This window comes from Brevundimonas sp. GW821-FHT12C05 (assembly GCF_058807475.1).
Map to the genome: position 1 here is coordinate 1,586,318 of NZ_JBXAQS010000001.1, position 13,988 is coordinate 1,600,305.

Below are 13,988 nucleotides of genomic sequence, written 5' to 3' on the forward strand. Positions count from 1 at the left end.
GGGCTGCGCGAAGCGTGCAATTCCCGCGGTCGAACCGGACGGCGCCGCTTGAGGAACCAGGACTGACATGCGTTTGCAGCGTTATTTGACGGGCGTGGCTATGGCCGCCCTGCTGGCCGGTTCGGCCGTGGCCCAGACCGCTCCGGGACAGGTTCCCGCCGCCGCGGGCACGCTGAATCCCGCCGCCGAGCAGGCTCCGACGGCCGCTCCGGCCGCCGCGCCGCAGTTCCAGCTCGCCGATGGTATTCTGGCCACGGTCAATGACAGCGTCATCACCGGCTTCGACCTGCGCCAGCGCATGCTGCTGCTGATCGCCATGACCCAGGTCCAGCCGACCGCCGAAAATCTTCCGGCGATCCGGCAGCAGGCCATAAGCGTCCTGATCGACGAACGCCTGCAAAACCAGGAGCTCGCCAAGTACAAGGATCTGACGGTCCCCGACTCGGACGTGGATTCCGAGATCGCGGACATGGCGCGGGAAGTCGGCACGACGCCCGACAACTACATTCAGTACCTGGCCCAGGGCGGCATCAACCCCTCCACCTTCCGTGAGCAGCTTCGCACCCAGATCGGCTGGTCCCGGCTGGTCGGCGGTCGTTTCCAGAGCCGCGCCCGCGCCAGCCGCGCCGCCGTCGACGCCGCCCTGCGGCAGGTCAACGAGGCCGCCTCCAAGAAGCAGTATCTGATCGGCGAGATCTATATCGAGGCCAGCCGCGTCGGCGGCCAGCAAGCCGCGCTCAACGGCGCCAACCAACTGGTGACCCAGATGGTTCAGGGCGCACCCTTCCAGAACGTGGCCCAGCAGTTTTCGGCCGCCCCGTCAGCCACCCGCGGCGGCGACGCCGGCTGGGTCGTCGAGGGCACCGTCCAGCCCGCCCTGCAGCAGGCGCTCGACCAGCTGGCCCCCGGACAGCTGTCGCGACCCATCCCGGTCGAAGGCGGCGTCTACATCATCTACATGCGTGACAAGCGCGACGGCGCCTCGGCCAGCCTGGTCGCCATGAAGCAGATCATGATCGAGCTGCCCGAAACGGCCTCGGAGGCCGAGGTGGCCGCCGCGACGCAACGGCTCGAGGCCATCCGCGGCCAGCTGACTTGCGACAACATCCAGGCCCGCGCGAGCTCGGAACAGGGCCTGCTGGGCTCCGACCTCGGCGAATCCGATGTCCAGAACCTGGCGCCGCAGTTCCAGCAGGTCGCCCGTTCGGCCGAGATCGGCACGATCAGTTCGCCGGTGCGCACCCCGCTGGGCGTTCACCTGCTGGCCGTCTGCGGTCGTCGCGTAGGCGGCAGCGAGGCGCCCGACGCCCGCGCTGTCGAAAACCAGATCTTCCGCCAAAACATCGCCACCCTGGGCCGCCGCTACATGCGCGACCTGCGCAGCGACGCCCTGATCGAGTATAAGCAGTGACCCCGGTTCCCGCGCCGCTGGCTCTCTCGATGGGAGAACCGGCGGGCGTGGGGCCCGAGATCATCGCACGCGCCTGGACCGCCCTGCGCGAGACGGGGCCGGTCTTCGCCGTCATCGGCGACGCCGCCCTGCTGCGGGCGCAGGGACAGCCGGTCCAGTCCATTCCGCACATCAGCGAGGCCGCCGCCGTCTTCGCGCGCGCCATCCCCGTGCTGGACCAACCCCTGCCCGCCCCGGTCAGCCCCGGCCGGCCCGAACCCGCCAACGCCGGTCCGGTCGCCGACTGGATCGAGCAGGCCGTGAACATGGCCCTGTCCGGCGAGGCCTCGGGCGTGGTCACCGCCCCCATCGCCAAGGCGCCGCTCTACGCCGCCGGCTTCCGCTTCCCGGGCCACACCGAGTTCATCGCCGAACTGACCGCCGACGCGCCCTACAGCGGCACGCGCGGTCCGGTCATGATGCTGACGGCCGCCGACCTGCGCGTCTGCCTGGTGACGATCCACGTCCCCCTGGCCGAGGCGCCCGAACTGGTCACCGCCGAACGCATCCTGCGCACCGCCCGGGTGGTCCATGAGTCGATGAAGCGCGACTTCGGCATCGTCCGTCCGCGTCTAGCCGTCGCCGCCCTGAACCCGCACGCCGGCGAGGGCGGCGCCCTGGGCCTGCAGGAGATCGAGGTCATCGCCCCGGCGATCCGGATCCTGCGCGACGAGGGTATGGACGTGGCCGGCCCCCTGCCCGCCGACACCATGTTCCATGACGAGGCCCGCGCCACCTACGACGCCGCCATCTGCATGTATCACGATCAGGCCCTGATCCCGGTCAAGACGCTGGACTTCTGGGGCGGGGTCAATGCGACGCTGGGCCTGCCGGTGGTCCGCACCTCTCCCGATCACGGGACCGGGTTCGAGATCGCCGGCAAGGGCGTCGCCCGCGCCGACAGCCTGATCGCCGCCATCCGGCTCGCCGGGGTGATGGCGGCGGCGCGCGCGACGGGCTAAGCAGGGGCCGTGACCACCGACCTTTCCCTTCGCGAACACCTCGACGCACACGGCCTCGCGGCGAAGAAGAGCTTCGGCCAGCATTTCCTGCTCGACCTCAATGTGACGCGCAAGATCGTGCGGCTGGCCGGACCGTTCGAGGGCCGCGCGGTGATCGAGGTCGGGCCCGGCCCCGGCGGCCTGACCCGCGCGCTGCTGGAAAGCGACGCCGGCCAAGTGGTCCTGGTTGAGAAGGACCCGCGCTTCATCCCCCTGCTGTCCGAGCTGGAAGACGGCGCCGGCCGCCTGACGATCGTCGAGGCCGATGCGCTGAAGGTGAAGGAGGCCGAGCTCGTCGACGGCCCCGCCCACCTGGTCTCCAACCTGCCCTACAACGTCGGCACGCCGCTGCTGATCAAATGGCTGACCGGGCCGTGGACGCCGCTGTCCCTGACCCTGATGTTCCAGAAGGAGGTCGCCGAGCGGGTGGTGGCCAAGCCGGGCGATGACGCCTATGGCCGGCTGGCGGTGATCTCGCAGGCGGTGGCCGAGGCGAAACTGGTGATGCATCTGCCCGCCGCCGCCTTCACCCCGCCGCCCAAGGTCGCCAGCGCCGTGGTGCATCTGGTTCCCAAGGCCGACCGCCCCGACGCCGCCCTGCTCAAGGCGCTGGAACGGGTCACCGCCGCCGCCTTCGGCCAGCGCCGCAAGATGCTGCGCTCCAGCCTGAAACCGCTGGGCGGCGCCGACCTGTGCGAGGCCGCCGGCATCAGCCCCGAGGATCGCGCCGAGGTCATCGACCTGGACGGCTTTCTCAGATTGGCCCGAGCCGCCTCGGGACAGGCCCAGCCCGCCGCGCCGGACGACAGCGGGACTACGCTGATGCGGCGCAAGCGCTCGTAGGCTCCGCACAGCGAAGAGCCGCCCCTTGCGGAGCGGCCCCTGCCTTTGCCCGGTCCTATTCGCGCGTGACGGTCACACCGCGCGCGGCCAGCATCTCCTGCACGCTGTCGTCACCGGCCAGGTGCGCCGCCCCCACGGCCACGAAGCTGACGCCCGAACCCTGAAGCAGGGTCTCGATCTGACCGGCCCAGTCGGCGTTGCGACGGGCCAGGAAGATCTGGTGCGTCTCTTCCGAAATCGCGCGGCCGTTCTCCCGCGCGAACGCCTCCAGGGCGGTCTCGTCCCCTGCGACCCAGCCGGCGACGACGCGATCCAGATCGTCGGCGGCGGCGTTCCAGGTCTTCAGATAGTGGCGCAGATAAACCTTCTGACCGTCATCGCTCATCAGCGCGAGGCCGCGAATCTGCTGGCCCACCGTCTCAAAGCCGTGGACCGGCTTGCCCGCCGCCACGGCCCGGGCGCGCAGATTCAGCTCGACGCCGAGAGCGGGATCGAAGCCCGCCGTGGTCAGGGGACCGGTGGCGATCATCAGGGCGGCGAACCACGGGCGGAACGGGTCGATCTGCGCGGGCTCCATGCCGACGGAGCGCGCGGCGGCGTCAAGCGACGTCTTCTCCTCCGGCGTCAGCCAGTTGGACAGCGGCTGGCCGGGCTGGACGCCATACTGTCGGATCAACGGCCCCAGTTCGCTCTGGTCATTGGGGTCGACGATCTCGAGCCAGAGGTCCGAAGCGCTGTTGAAAGCAGCGTCGACCTTGTCCGAGCCCCAGGCCGTGCCCGGCTTCAGCATGTGGATCGTGCCGTACAGATAGATGGTCGAGTCCGCGTCACGGATGACCCAGAGGGGCGGACCGTCGCCGGCGGCGCGGGCGACAGGAGCCGGAGCGGCGGCCTGCGCCTCGGTGGCGTGGGCCTGGCCGGCGAACAGGACGGCGCAGGCGGCCAGGCTCAGGGCGATGCCGGCGGCGGTGGATTCAAGGCGCGAGGCGGCGCGCCCCAGAACGGCCTGGAGGGTCATGGTCGATATCCTTTTGAGGAAGGCTGGATCCGAAACCGCGAATGCGGCTCCGGCGAAGACCGGTCAGCGACCGGTCGGGATCAGAGGGCGAAGAAGGTCTCGACCGAAGGGTCGGCGCGTCCGGTCATGACAAGCTCCTATGTCTTTGTGACAAGCAAACTTTACGTCTCAAGCCGCGACGGCGTCAAGCACCTTTTACATTCGGACAATGAAACTTTCCATCGCGCCCGCGGTGCGGGCCAACCGAACAGCAAAAAAGGGCCGCCCCTGGCGGAGCGGCCCTTCCATTGTTCAGCCTGTCGGCTGGATCAGGCGCGAGCCCCCGAGAGGGCGGAAGTCGCGTTCGTCCGGGCCGAGCACGGCGTGAGACAATGAGACATTCGACACCTCCTTTCGATTGTTGAAACAGCAGTTTCGATGTGGGGACCGGTCTTTCCGGTTCAAGAGGCCCGCAGCACCGCCTCGGCCAGTTCGTCCATGGTCCGCTGCGAGATCGCGGTGTTGTTCAGCAGGACCACCGTCCCCCCGCCGTCGAGCCGATGCCCCAGCACCGAGCGGTAGCCGTTGGTGTTGCCCGTCTCCCAGGCCGCGATCCTGTCTGTTCCGCCGATCGCCACCGTCCGCATCCGCCCGCCGAGCGCATAGCTGTCCGACGCCACTTCGACCGTCGTCAGGGCCGCGCGCGACGTCCGGCTCAAAAAGTCAGTGTCGTAGACGCGATGGGCGAAATGCAGCAGGTCGTTGGCGGTGCTGTAATAGCCTCCGGCGGCGGCCAGGAAGGGCGGCCTCGGATTGGTCCATTCGACCGGCGGCGACACCGTCCGGTACGAGGTCTGGTCCGGCGGCGCGACCAGGGTGGTCCGGGTCATCCGCAGCGGCTCCAGCACCAGCGTCCGCATCGCCTCGGGATACGGCTTTCCGGTCACCGCCTCGATGACGCCCAGCACCAGGATCCAGTTGGACAGCGCATAGTCGAATCGCGCTCCCGGCTCGAACGCCAGGTCGCCGGTTGCGAAGCGACGGACCGCCTCCGCCGTGCTGATCCAGGGCTCGGCCAGAAGCGCCGGTTCGGCCTGTATCACCGTCCGGAACGGGTTCGGGACGCCGCTGCTGTTCGACAGCAGCCGCCGCAGGGTGATCCGCGCGCCCGGTTCGGCCGGATAGTCGGTCAGCCAGGTCGTGATCGGCGCGTCGAGCGACAACACCCCCTGCTCCACCAGCCGCATCACCGCCACCGCGGTCAGCCGCTTGGAGATCGACGCGATCCCCAGCGGCGTCTCCACCCGCATCGGGATCGCAGGCTCGATCCGCGCCATCCCCATGGCGCGGGCGAAGCGGACCCGGCCGCCGCGCCCCAGCATCACCACGCCCTGATAGCCGTGGTCGCGCACCATGCCCTCGACCGCCGCCGACAGGGCCGCGTCGTCGCCATGGGCGAGGGCCCGCCGTGGAATCAGGCTCGCCGCGCCGACGGCGACGGCTCCGCCCAGAAGCGCCCGCCGACTCGGCGCTGGAAACCCTGTCTCGATCATGAATAACTCCTCACTTGCCCAAGCCGGTCCGTGGCGGCACGGAGCGGTCATGCGTTCGCCCCCTCGCGCCCTGACATCGCGGACTTCAAACGCAGCCTCGGCCGTGCCAACGGCGTTTCGGTGAACGACCATGGGCGTCGGTGAACGCAGCCCCGGCCGATGGATCGTCCTGGCCGTCGCCATCGCGGGGCTGATCGCCCTGGCGGGACCGCAGGCCCGCGCCATGCTCTCGCCCGCTCCTCCCGGGCCCGCGCCGACCCAGGCCTGGAGCGTGTGCGCCACCCCGGGGGCCTGCCGTCCGGCGGACCTGTCGAACGTGTCGCTGGACGCGCCCGTGACCACCCTGACGACGACCTTCGTCGCCGACCGGCGCGCCCTGGCGGCGCCGCTGGCGATCCACATCGCCGCCGTCGCCAGCGCCGAGGTCTGGTGGAACGGCGCCAGGATCGGCTCCAATGGCCGCATCGGTTCGGACCGCGCCCATGAGGTCCCAGGTCGCTTCAGCGCCCTGATCCCCGTGCCGCAGGACCGCGTCCGCCCCGGCCCGAACCAGGTCGAGGTGCGGATGTCGGCGCACCATCTGTGGGCTCCGGTCCGGCGGCCGATCCATGCGTTGACGATCGGGCCGTACAGCGATCCCCTGCGCGGCACGCTGCGGCACTACCTGCCCACCCTGCTGCTGACCGGCCTGCTGGGGCTGGCCTTCCTCGGCGCCGCGGCCCTGTGGCTGCTGGGCCGAACGCCGGGCGCGGCGACGCTGACCCTGCTGAGCGGCGCGGTCGTGGCCCAGGCCGGGGTCGAGGCCTCCAAGCTGGCCCTGACCTATCTCTACCCCTGGCAACTGGCGCGGCTCGCCGCCGTGGCCGGACTGGCGGCGCTGGCGGCCTTCGCCCTGGGGCGTCTCTCCCTGGTCTTCGCGCCGGACCGGCGGCTGCGGCGGGCCCTGACGGCGGTCCTGGCCGTCGCCCTGCTCCTCGCCTTGTTCGGGCCGCCATGGTGGGACGCCAAGGCTCTCTGGGCCTTGCGGGCGGGCGTCGCCGTCGCCCTGGTCAGCACCACCGTCGGCGCCCTGTCCGGGGTGAAACACGCCCGCGCCGCGCAGCTCGCCTGCGTCCTCGGCCTTGCCCTGTCGTGGAGCCCGACCTTCCTGGACAGGGGCTACTATCTGTTGTGCCTGGCCCTGTTCGGCGGACTGGCCTTCACGACCGTCCGCGACCTTCGCACGCCGGCGGCCACACCACGCTCGACGTCAGACGAAATCCTGTCGATCCCCGACGGCGCCTCGCGCCATCTGATCAAGGCTCAAGACCTGCTGCATGTCCGGGCCGACGACGACTATGGCGTCGTCATCCTGGCCGATGGGCGGGAGTTGCTGTCCACGGCCAACCTGTCCGCCCTGGTCCGACTGGCGCCGGAGCATCTGCTGCGCATCCACCGCAGCCACGCCATCAACCCGGCGCGGATCGTCGCCATCCACCGCTCGGGCAAGGCGGGCCGAGGCGTCGAACTGCAGGGCGGCGCCCGCCTCCCCGTCGGCCGCACCTATTGGGCGGCGCTCAATGAGCGGATGGGTTGAGGCTCAGACCGCCTCGTTCAGCAGGGCGTCCTTGTAGGCCTCGACCCAGATGTTGCGGCCGCGCTTGCTGCGTTCGGCGTGGTAGATGTGCGCCAGCTCCGCATAGGAGCGGTCGAAGTCATCATTGACGAAGACGTAGTCGAAGTCGCTGCAGTGCTCGATCTCGCCCTTGGCGTTCTGGATGCGGCGCTCGATGACCTCCTCGGCGTCCTGCGAGCGGGTCACCAGACGGCGGCGGAGCTCTTCCAGGCTGGGCGGCAGGATGAAGACGCGGACGGCGTCGCCCGGGCATTTCTCGGCGATGTCGCGGGCGCCCTGCCAGTCGATATCGAACAGCACGTCGCGGCCCTCAGCCAGGGCGCGGTCGATGGGCGCGCGCGGGCTGCCGTAGCGGGCGCCGTGGACGTCGGCCCATTCCAGGAAAGCGTCGGCGTCGATCAGACGCTGGAACTCGGCGTCGTCGACGAAGTGATAGTCGCGGTCCGCGACCTCGCCCGGACGGATGCCGCGCGTGGTCATCGAGACCGACAGCTCCAGACCCTTGTGGTCCGCCATCAGGCGGCGACAGAGCGACGTCTTGCCGGCGCCCGAGGGGCTGGCGACGATCAGGAGGACGCCCCGGCGGGGCGTGCGTTCATTCGACATTCTGGACCTGTTCGCGGAGCTGTTCGATCACCGCCTTCAGCTCGAGGCCGATTCCGGTGAGCGGCGTGGTAGCCGATTTCGAGCAGAGGGTGTTCGCCTCCCTCATGAATTCCTGCATCAGGAAGTCGAGTTTCCGCCCGGCGGGGGGTTGCTGCAACAGGGTGCGGGCCGAAGCGACGTGGGCGGTCAGCCGGTCCAGCTCCTCGCGTACGTCCGCCTTGGTCGCCAGGGCGGCGGCTTCCAGGAAGATGCGGTCCTCCAACCCGGGGGCGTCGGGGGCCAGTTCGGTGATGCGGCGGGTGAAGCGCTCGCGGATGGCCACCACTTGCGCGCCCGCTTCGGTCTCGGCCTCGGCGACGAGGGTCTCGATGCGGTCGATGAAGGCGGTGATGATGGGAGCGAGCTGTTCGCCCTCGCGCTCACGCGACAGCTTCAACGCATCCAGGGCGGCGTCGATCGAGGCGGCGATCTTCGCCTCGACAGCCGCGCGGGCCTCGGCGTCGTCGGCCTCCTCAGGGGCTTCCAAAACGCCGCGCAGACTGAGCAGGCCGTCGGCCGAAGGGGGCGTGGCGCCGTCCTCGGCCAGTTGGTTGGCCAGCTGGAGGTAGCGGGCGAGGATGTCTTCATTGACCTTCAGCGCCGCGGCGCCGGCCTCGGCCCGCTTGGCCTGGACGCCCAGGGTGACCTGACCACGGCTGAGGCGCGCCTGACCCGAGGCCTTGGCCAGACGTTCGAGATTGTCGAAGCCCGGCGGGCCGCGGAAGCGGACCTCGAGGTTGCGGCCGTTGACCGAGCGGGCCTCGACCGACCAGTTCCAGTCGCCGTCCGCGCCGTCGGCGCGGCCGAAGCCGGTCATGCCCGAGAGCTTGCTCATCGCGCCCCGCCCTGGCTGGGAGCGGGCTGCTGCGGCACGCGGATCACCTGGGCGCCGGGCGGGACCTCGACGCCGGGAGGCAGGCCATTGGGCGTGGCTTGCGGCAGCACGGGGGCCGGCGGTTCGGGCGGCAGGCCCGCGCGCCGGCGCTCGACGGCGCGCCAGCGCGCGACATTGGCCAGATGCTCGTCATAGGTCCGGGCGAAGGCGTGGCCGCCGGTCCCGTCGGCGACGAAGAACAGGTCGCTGCTCTGCGGCGGGTTCAGCACCGCCGCGAGGGCCTCGCGCCCCGGATTGGCGATCGGCGTCGGAGGCAGGCCGTCGATCTGGTAGGTGTTCCAGTCGGTGTGCTGGTCGATCTCGGACCGGCGCAGGCCGCGCCCCAGCGGACGCCCCTTGGTGATGCCGTAGACGATGGTCGGGTCGCTCTCCAGCCGCATCCCGGCGCGCAGGCGGTTCGAGAACACCGCCGCGACGCGGGGCCGTTCGGCGGCGACGCCGGTCTCCTTTTCGACGATGGAGGCCAGGATCAGCGCCTCTTCCGGCGTGCGGACTACGCTGTTGGGACCGCGCGTGGCCCACAGCCGGGCCATGTTGTCGTCGTGCGCCCGCTGCATGCGCGCGATCACCGAGGCCCGGGTCTCGCCGCGCGAGACCTCATAGGTGTCGGGCCACAGGCTGCCCTCCTCGGGCACGGCGTCCACGGCGCCGTCGAGGATCGGCTGACGCGCCAGGATGTCGACCGCCTGGGCCGAGCTCCAGCCCTCGGGCAGGGTCACGTAGTGGCGCACCACCTTGCCCGAGACCAGCAGGGTCAGAACCGAGCGCAGCGAGGCCCTGGACGGCACCTCGTACTCGCCCGCGCGCAGGCGGCGGTCGGCGCCGGTCAGGCTGGCGGCGGCCTTGAACATGTCGGTCGAGCGGATCACCCCCGCCGCCTTCAGATTGGCGGCGATGGCGCTGACCCCGGCCCCGCTGGGCAGGGAAACAATGGTGGCGTCCCCTTCCCGCGCCGTCGGCCCCGGGGCGTAGAAGACGCTCCACGCCGCTACGAGGGCCGCGATCAGGAACAGGCTGAAGGTCGCCGAGGCGGCCAGGAAGGCCGTCTTGCGGCCCGGTGATCCCTTCTCCACCCCCCGACGGAACACTCAGGACACCTTCTTGAAGATGACCGAGGCGTTGGTGCCGCCGAAGCCGAAGCTGTTGGACATGGCCACATCGATCTTCATCGGCTTGCCCTTGTGCGGCACCAGATCGATGGCCGTCTCTTCTTCGGGATTGTCCAGGTTGATGGTCGGCGGGGCGATCTGGTCGCGGATCGCCAGCACCGAGAAGATGCTCTCGATGGCGCCGGCGGCGCCCAGCAGGTGGCCCGTCATCGACTTGGTCGAGGACACCGCCAGGTTCTTCGCATGGTCGCCGACCAGGTTTTCGATGGCGTGCAGTTCGATCCAGTCGGCCATGGTCGAGGTGCCGTGGGCGTTGACATAGTCCAGGTCCGACGGCTGCAGACCCGCCCGCTTCAGCGCCGCCTTCATGGCCCGCAGGCCGCCCTCGCCGTCCTCGGAGGGGGCGGTGATGTGATAGGCGTCGCCGCTCATGCCGTAGCCCACGACCTCGGCGTAGATCTTCGCGCCACGCGCCTTGGCGTGCTCGTACTCCTCCAGCACCATGATCCCGGCGCCCTCGCCCATGATGAAGCCGGCGTGGTCCTTGTCATAGGGACGGCTCGCCTTCTCGGGCGTGTCGTTGAAGGCGGTGCACAGGGCCTTGCAGGCCAGGAAGCCGGCGATGCCGATCGGCACGATGGAGCTTTCCGCCCCGCCCGCCACCATGACGTCGGCGTCGTCCAGCGCGATCATCCGGGCCGCGTCGCCGATGGCGTGGGCGCCGGTGGCGCAGGCGGTCACGACCGAATGGTTCGGCCCCTTGAGCCCGTGCCGGATCGAGATCTGGCCCGAGGTCAGATTGATCAGCGACATGGGGATGAAGAAGGGGCTGACCCGGCGCGGGCCCTGCTCCTTCAGGATGATGGCGGTGTCCGCGATGGGCCCCAGGCCGCCGATGCCCGAGCCGACCATCACCCCGGTCCGCTCCTTCTGCTCGTCGGTTTCCGGCTTCCAGTTCGCGTCGGCCAGCGCCTCGTCGGCCGCGGCGATGGCGTAGACGATGAAGTCGTCCACCCGCTTGCGGTCCTTGGGCGACATGATCTTCTCATGGTCGAAGACGCCGGGCTCGCCCGCCACGCCGCCGCCACGCCCGTCCACCGACGGAATCTCGCCCGCGATGGTGCAGCCCCAGCCTTCGGTGTCGAAGCTGGTGATCGGTCCGATGCCGGACCGGCCTTCCACGATCCCCTTCCAGGTGTGCTCGACACCCCAGCCGAGCGGGGTCAGGAGGCCAAGGCCGGTAACGACGACACGACGCATTCCTGCGTTCCTTCACAGTGAATCGAGCGGAGAGAATAGTGAGCGGAGGGGCACACGGCTAGGCGGAGCAGGAAATGGGCGACTCCGGCCAGGCAGGTCCGGATCGCGCCGGGGCGGCCCTCAGGTCGGCAGGGCCAAGGTCAGTCGTCTTTTCACGTCCTCCGCCAGCGGGAGGAGCGGTCGCGGCGGCTGCGCCTCCGTGAGCCCCAGCATGTTCGCGGCGGCGTACATCACCCGCAGGCCGCCGTGCGCGCGGAACAGATCCCACAGGCCGGCGAAATCGGCGTCACGGCGATCCGCGGCCGCGCGATCTCCCTTCATCGCCGCCGCCGCCAGGGCCGCGATGGGCTCCGGAAACAGACCCGCGGCCACGCTGTACCAACAATCCGCCCCCGCCAGCAGCGCCTCCTTGCAGCCCCAGTCGCCGCTGTAGCCCACGGACAGGCCCGGCGCCGCCTGGCGGAAAGCCGCCAGGTCCGACGCCATGTCGCGGGACGAAGGAAGGGGGAGTTTGATGGCGGCCACCGCGGGAATCACCGCCAGTCTCGCGACGAACTCGGGACTGAAGGTGAAGTTCGTCGTTCCCGGATTGCTGTAGATGCAGAGCGGCAGATTGCTGACCGACGCCACGGCGACGAAGTGTTGGAAGACCTCACCTTCCGTGAGCGGGTTGTAGCTGACCGGCGCCAGCAGGAGGCCCGCCGCCCCTTCGGCGGCCGCGTCCCGCGCAAGAGCTTCCGCGTCGTCCGTCCGCAGCGCGCCCACCCCGACCATGACGGGGATCGACGCGGCCGCCGCGACGGCCGCCGCCACGGCCCGACGCCGCTCATCACGGCCGAGGAACATATAGGTCCCCGTGCTGCCCAGCAGGCCGACGGAATCGGCTCCACCCGCCTCGATACGGCGCACGAGCCGCTGAAGATCGGGGACGACGACGCGGCCTTCCGGAGTCATCGGTGTGATGGGAAAGGCCGAAAGCCCCGAGAACAACGCCATGCCTTCAACTCCGCAATATCGCTCCGATGAAGCCGGGTTCGACGCGAGGCTCAAATCAGGCTTGGCTTCGATTTGTGACGACCCGTCAGGCAAGGACCGGAGCGACGTTGATCCGGCGGATCTAGAGGGGCGCCGGTTCGTCGAGAGCGTCGCGGACGGTTGGAAGGCGGTTGCGGCTGATGGGCAGGGGCGCGCTCTCGTCCATCAGCAGCCGGCTCCGGCCGCCGTCCCGCTCGAAGCCACGGACGTGGGCCAGGTTGGCGATCACCGAACGGTGGACCCGCAGGAAGCTGGCCGGCAATTCCTCTTCCAGCCGGTCGAGACGGGCGGCGTGCAGCAATTGCCGCCCGCCCGTCAGCCTCAATTCCACATAGTCGTCCGCCCCCACGACGGCCACGATGTCCTCCAGCGGCACCCGTTCGACACCGCGTGATGACGCCACCGTCAGACAGTTCGGACGGGCGGCGGCGCGGGTCAGGGCGACCTCGCGCTCCTGATCGTCGCGGCCCAGCCGCACGACCTCGGTCATCAGCAGGGTCAGCACCAGACCGACGGCGAACAGGAAGTAGGACAGATCGACGACCCAGCCCGGGAACAATGCGCCGATGGCCATGAAGACGCCGAGATAGACCAGCGTCAGGCGCGCGCCCGGCGTGCGGCGATAGACGGCGAACGCGGTCACCCCGGCGGACAACACCACCCCGATCGTCAGCGCCAGCAAGGTCTTGGCGTCAAAGCCGGGGGCGAACCATGTCGCCGCCACCGCCGCCACCGCGACGGCGACCACCGGACGCCGCGCCCGCGGCTGAAAGCGCGACACCACGTACGCTGCCAGCAGCACCGCGAAGACGGCGGTCAGCCCCCAGATGCCGACCAACCGCAAGCCGTGGATGGGATAGGCATAGGGAATCAGGCTCCGCAGGCTCTCCAGGATCGCCTGCACGCCCGCGACGCCGGCCATGGCCGCCAGCGCCAGGCTCGAACCGGTTCGGCGCTGGCTGTAAATGACGCCGAAGCCGAAGGCGGCGGCGAACAGGGCCCCCGCCGCCAGGAAGGCGATGGCCACCGGGATCGTGCGCGACGGCCAGGGCCAGGGGGCGACCAGGATCGCCGCAACGGGACCATCCAGACGCACCACCCCGTGGAACGACGACATGCGGACCACCACGACATTGTCCGCCGGGGTCCACATCCGCTCCGGGATGGGGAAGGCCGCCTCATATCGTCCGATCGCCTCCGACGCGGGCGACGCGCCGGGCTGTCCGTTGGCGCCCAGTTTCTGACCGTTGAGCCAGACCTCCGACGACGCGACGCCGACGACATACAGGGCCGCCGGATCGTCACCGGTCGGACGCTGCACGGTCGCGCGAAGCCACAACTCCCGTCCCTGCGGGTCGATCACGCCCTCGACCGGGCGACAGTCATCAAGGATCGGCGCGGCGGCGCCGGGCGCGCCTCGGCACGCCTGCCACGTCAGTTCGGGGGGCCGTTCCTGGGCCCGAAGGGCCGTCGAGACCGAGGCCAGAAGAATCGAAAGAAGAAGAATCCGCCACATGGCGCGGACACTATCGCCATTCGCCAGAGAGCGCTGCCGTTCGCCGATGCAGATGCGCCATTCGCCGAA

General features: G+C 70.1%; 12 protein-coding genes. 4 read left to right on the forward strand and 8 right to left on the reverse strand.

Annotated elements, in window-relative coordinates:
* Positions 1–67 precede the first annotated feature (67 nt).
* Genes AC1RRF_RS07580 through rsmA form a run of 3 tightly spaced genes read left to right on the forward strand, consistent with a single transcriptional unit; the run spans position 68 to position 3,294 of the window.
* Positions 68–1,411 carry a peptidylprolyl isomerase gene (locus AC1RRF_RS07580; protein ID WP_492833819.1) on the forward strand — a complete coding sequence of 448 codons (1,344 nt, stop codon included), beginning with the start codon at positions 68–70 and terminating at the stop codon, positions 1,409–1,411.
* A complete protein-coding gene (gene pdxA, locus AC1RRF_RS07585; protein WP_492833820.1) occupies positions 1,408–2,412 on the forward strand; it encodes a 4-hydroxythreonine-4-phosphate dehydrogenase PdxA in 1,005 nt (334 codons plus the stop codon). The genes AC1RRF_RS07580 and pdxA overlap by 4 nt, the downstream gene beginning before the upstream one ends.
* Positions 2,413–2,421: 9 nt before the next feature.
* Complete coding sequence (gene rsmA, locus AC1RRF_RS07590) at positions 2,422–3,294, forward strand: 16S rRNA (adenine(1518)-N(6)/adenine(1519)-N(6))-dimethyltransferase RsmA (RefSeq protein WP_492833821.1); 873 nt, start codon at positions 2,422–2,424, stop codon at positions 3,292–3,294.
* A 55-nt stretch (positions 3,295–3,349) separates the two neighbouring features.
* On the opposite strand, the gene AC1RRF_RS07595 is transcribed toward rsmA, so the two are convergent.
* Positions 3,350–4,312, reverse strand: coding sequence for a TraB/GumN family protein (locus tag AC1RRF_RS07595; RefSeq protein WP_492833822.1), 963 nt, complete (start codon positions 4,310–4,312; stop codon positions 3,350–3,352).
* Between the two features lie 440 nt (positions 4,313–4,752).
* On the reverse strand, positions 4,753–5,844 hold the full coding sequence (locus tag AC1RRF_RS07600) for a serine hydrolase domain-containing protein (protein WP_492833823.1): 1,092 nt from the start codon (positions 5,842–5,844) through the stop codon (positions 4,753–4,755).
* A 130-nt stretch (positions 5,845–5,974) separates the two neighbouring features.
* On the opposite strand from AC1RRF_RS07600, the gene AC1RRF_RS07605 reads away from it, so the two are divergent.
* Positions 5,975–7,420 (forward strand): LytTR family DNA-binding domain-containing protein, encoded by a 1,446-nt coding sequence (locus AC1RRF_RS07605; protein WP_492833824.1) that lies wholly within the window; start codon positions 5,975–5,977, stop codon positions 7,418–7,420.
* Between the two features lie 3 nt (positions 7,421–7,423).
* Here AC1RRF_RS07605 and gmk read toward each other — a convergent pair whose 3' ends face one another.
* The 6 genes from gmk to AC1RRF_RS07635 form a co-directional block, all read right to left on the reverse strand.
* Complete coding sequence (gene gmk / locus AC1RRF_RS07610) at positions 7,424–8,065, reverse strand: guanylate kinase (protein ID WP_492833825.1); 642 nt, start codon at positions 8,063–8,065, stop codon at positions 7,424–7,426.
* The gene (locus AC1RRF_RS07615; protein ID WP_492833826.1) at positions 8,055–8,939 is read right to left on the reverse strand and encodes a YicC/YloC family endoribonuclease; all 885 of its coding nucleotides are present in this window, start codon (positions 8,937–8,939) and stop codon (positions 8,055–8,057) included. The genes gmk and AC1RRF_RS07615 overlap by 11 nt, the downstream gene beginning before the upstream one ends.
* The gene (mltG, locus tag AC1RRF_RS07620; RefSeq protein WP_492833827.1) at positions 8,936–10,087 is read right to left on the reverse strand and encodes an endolytic transglycosylase MltG; all 1,152 of its coding nucleotides are present in this window, start codon (positions 10,085–10,087) and stop codon (positions 8,936–8,938) included. The genes AC1RRF_RS07615 and mltG overlap by 4 nt, the downstream gene beginning before the upstream one ends.
* Positions 10,088–11,368, reverse strand: a complete 1,281-nt coding sequence (gene fabF, locus AC1RRF_RS07625) for a beta-ketoacyl-ACP synthase II (RefSeq protein ID WP_492833828.1) — start codon at positions 11,366–11,368, stop codon at positions 10,088–10,090. It lies immediately after the preceding gene.
* 120 nt (positions 11,369–11,488) lie between these two features.
* A complete protein-coding gene (locus AC1RRF_RS07630; RefSeq protein WP_492833829.1) occupies positions 11,489–12,457 on the reverse strand; it encodes a dihydrodipicolinate synthase family protein in 969 nt (322 codons plus the stop codon).
* Positions 12,458–12,485: 28 nt separating this feature from the next.
* Positions 12,486–13,919 carry a LytR/AlgR family response regulator transcription factor gene (locus tag AC1RRF_RS07635; RefSeq protein ID WP_492833830.1) on the reverse strand — a complete coding sequence of 478 codons (1,434 nt, stop codon included), beginning with the start codon at positions 13,917–13,919 and terminating at the stop codon, positions 12,486–12,488.
* Positions 13,920–13,988: the final 69 nt, after the last annotated feature.

Bases quoted from the DNA above. Each gene is read 5' to 3' on its own strand.
- AC1RRF_RS07605 (WP_492833824.1), top strand. From the start codon at position 5,975: ATGGGCGTCGGTGAACGCAGCCCCGGCCGATGGATCGTCCTGGCCGTC.
- AC1RRF_RS07615 (WP_492833826.1), bottom strand. From the start codon at position 8,939: ATGAGCAAGCTCTCGGGCATGACCGGCTTCGGCCGCGCCGACGGCGCG.
- AC1RRF_RS07635 (WP_492833830.1), bottom strand. From the start codon at position 13,919: ATGTGGCGGATTCTTCTTCTTTCGATTCTTCTGGCCTCGGTCTCGACG.
- AC1RRF_RS07580 (WP_492833819.1), top strand. From the start codon at position 68: ATGCGTTTGCAGCGTTATTTGACGGGCGTGGCTATGGCCGCCCTGCTG.
- gmk (WP_492833825.1), bottom strand. From the start codon at position 8,065: ATGTCGAATGAACGCACGCCCCGCCGGGGCGTCCTCCTGATCGTCGCC.
- AC1RRF_RS07600 (WP_492833823.1), bottom strand. From the start codon at position 5,844: ATGATCGAGACAGGGTTTCCAGCGCCGAGTCGGCGGGCGCTTCTGGGC.
- AC1RRF_RS07595 (WP_492833822.1), bottom strand. From the start codon at position 4,312: ATGACCCTCCAGGCCGTTCTGGGGCGCGCCGCCTCGCGCCTTGAATCC.
- fabF (WP_492833828.1), bottom strand. From the start codon at position 11,368: ATGCGTCGTGTCGTCGTTACCGGCCTTGGCCTCCTGACCCCGCTCGGC.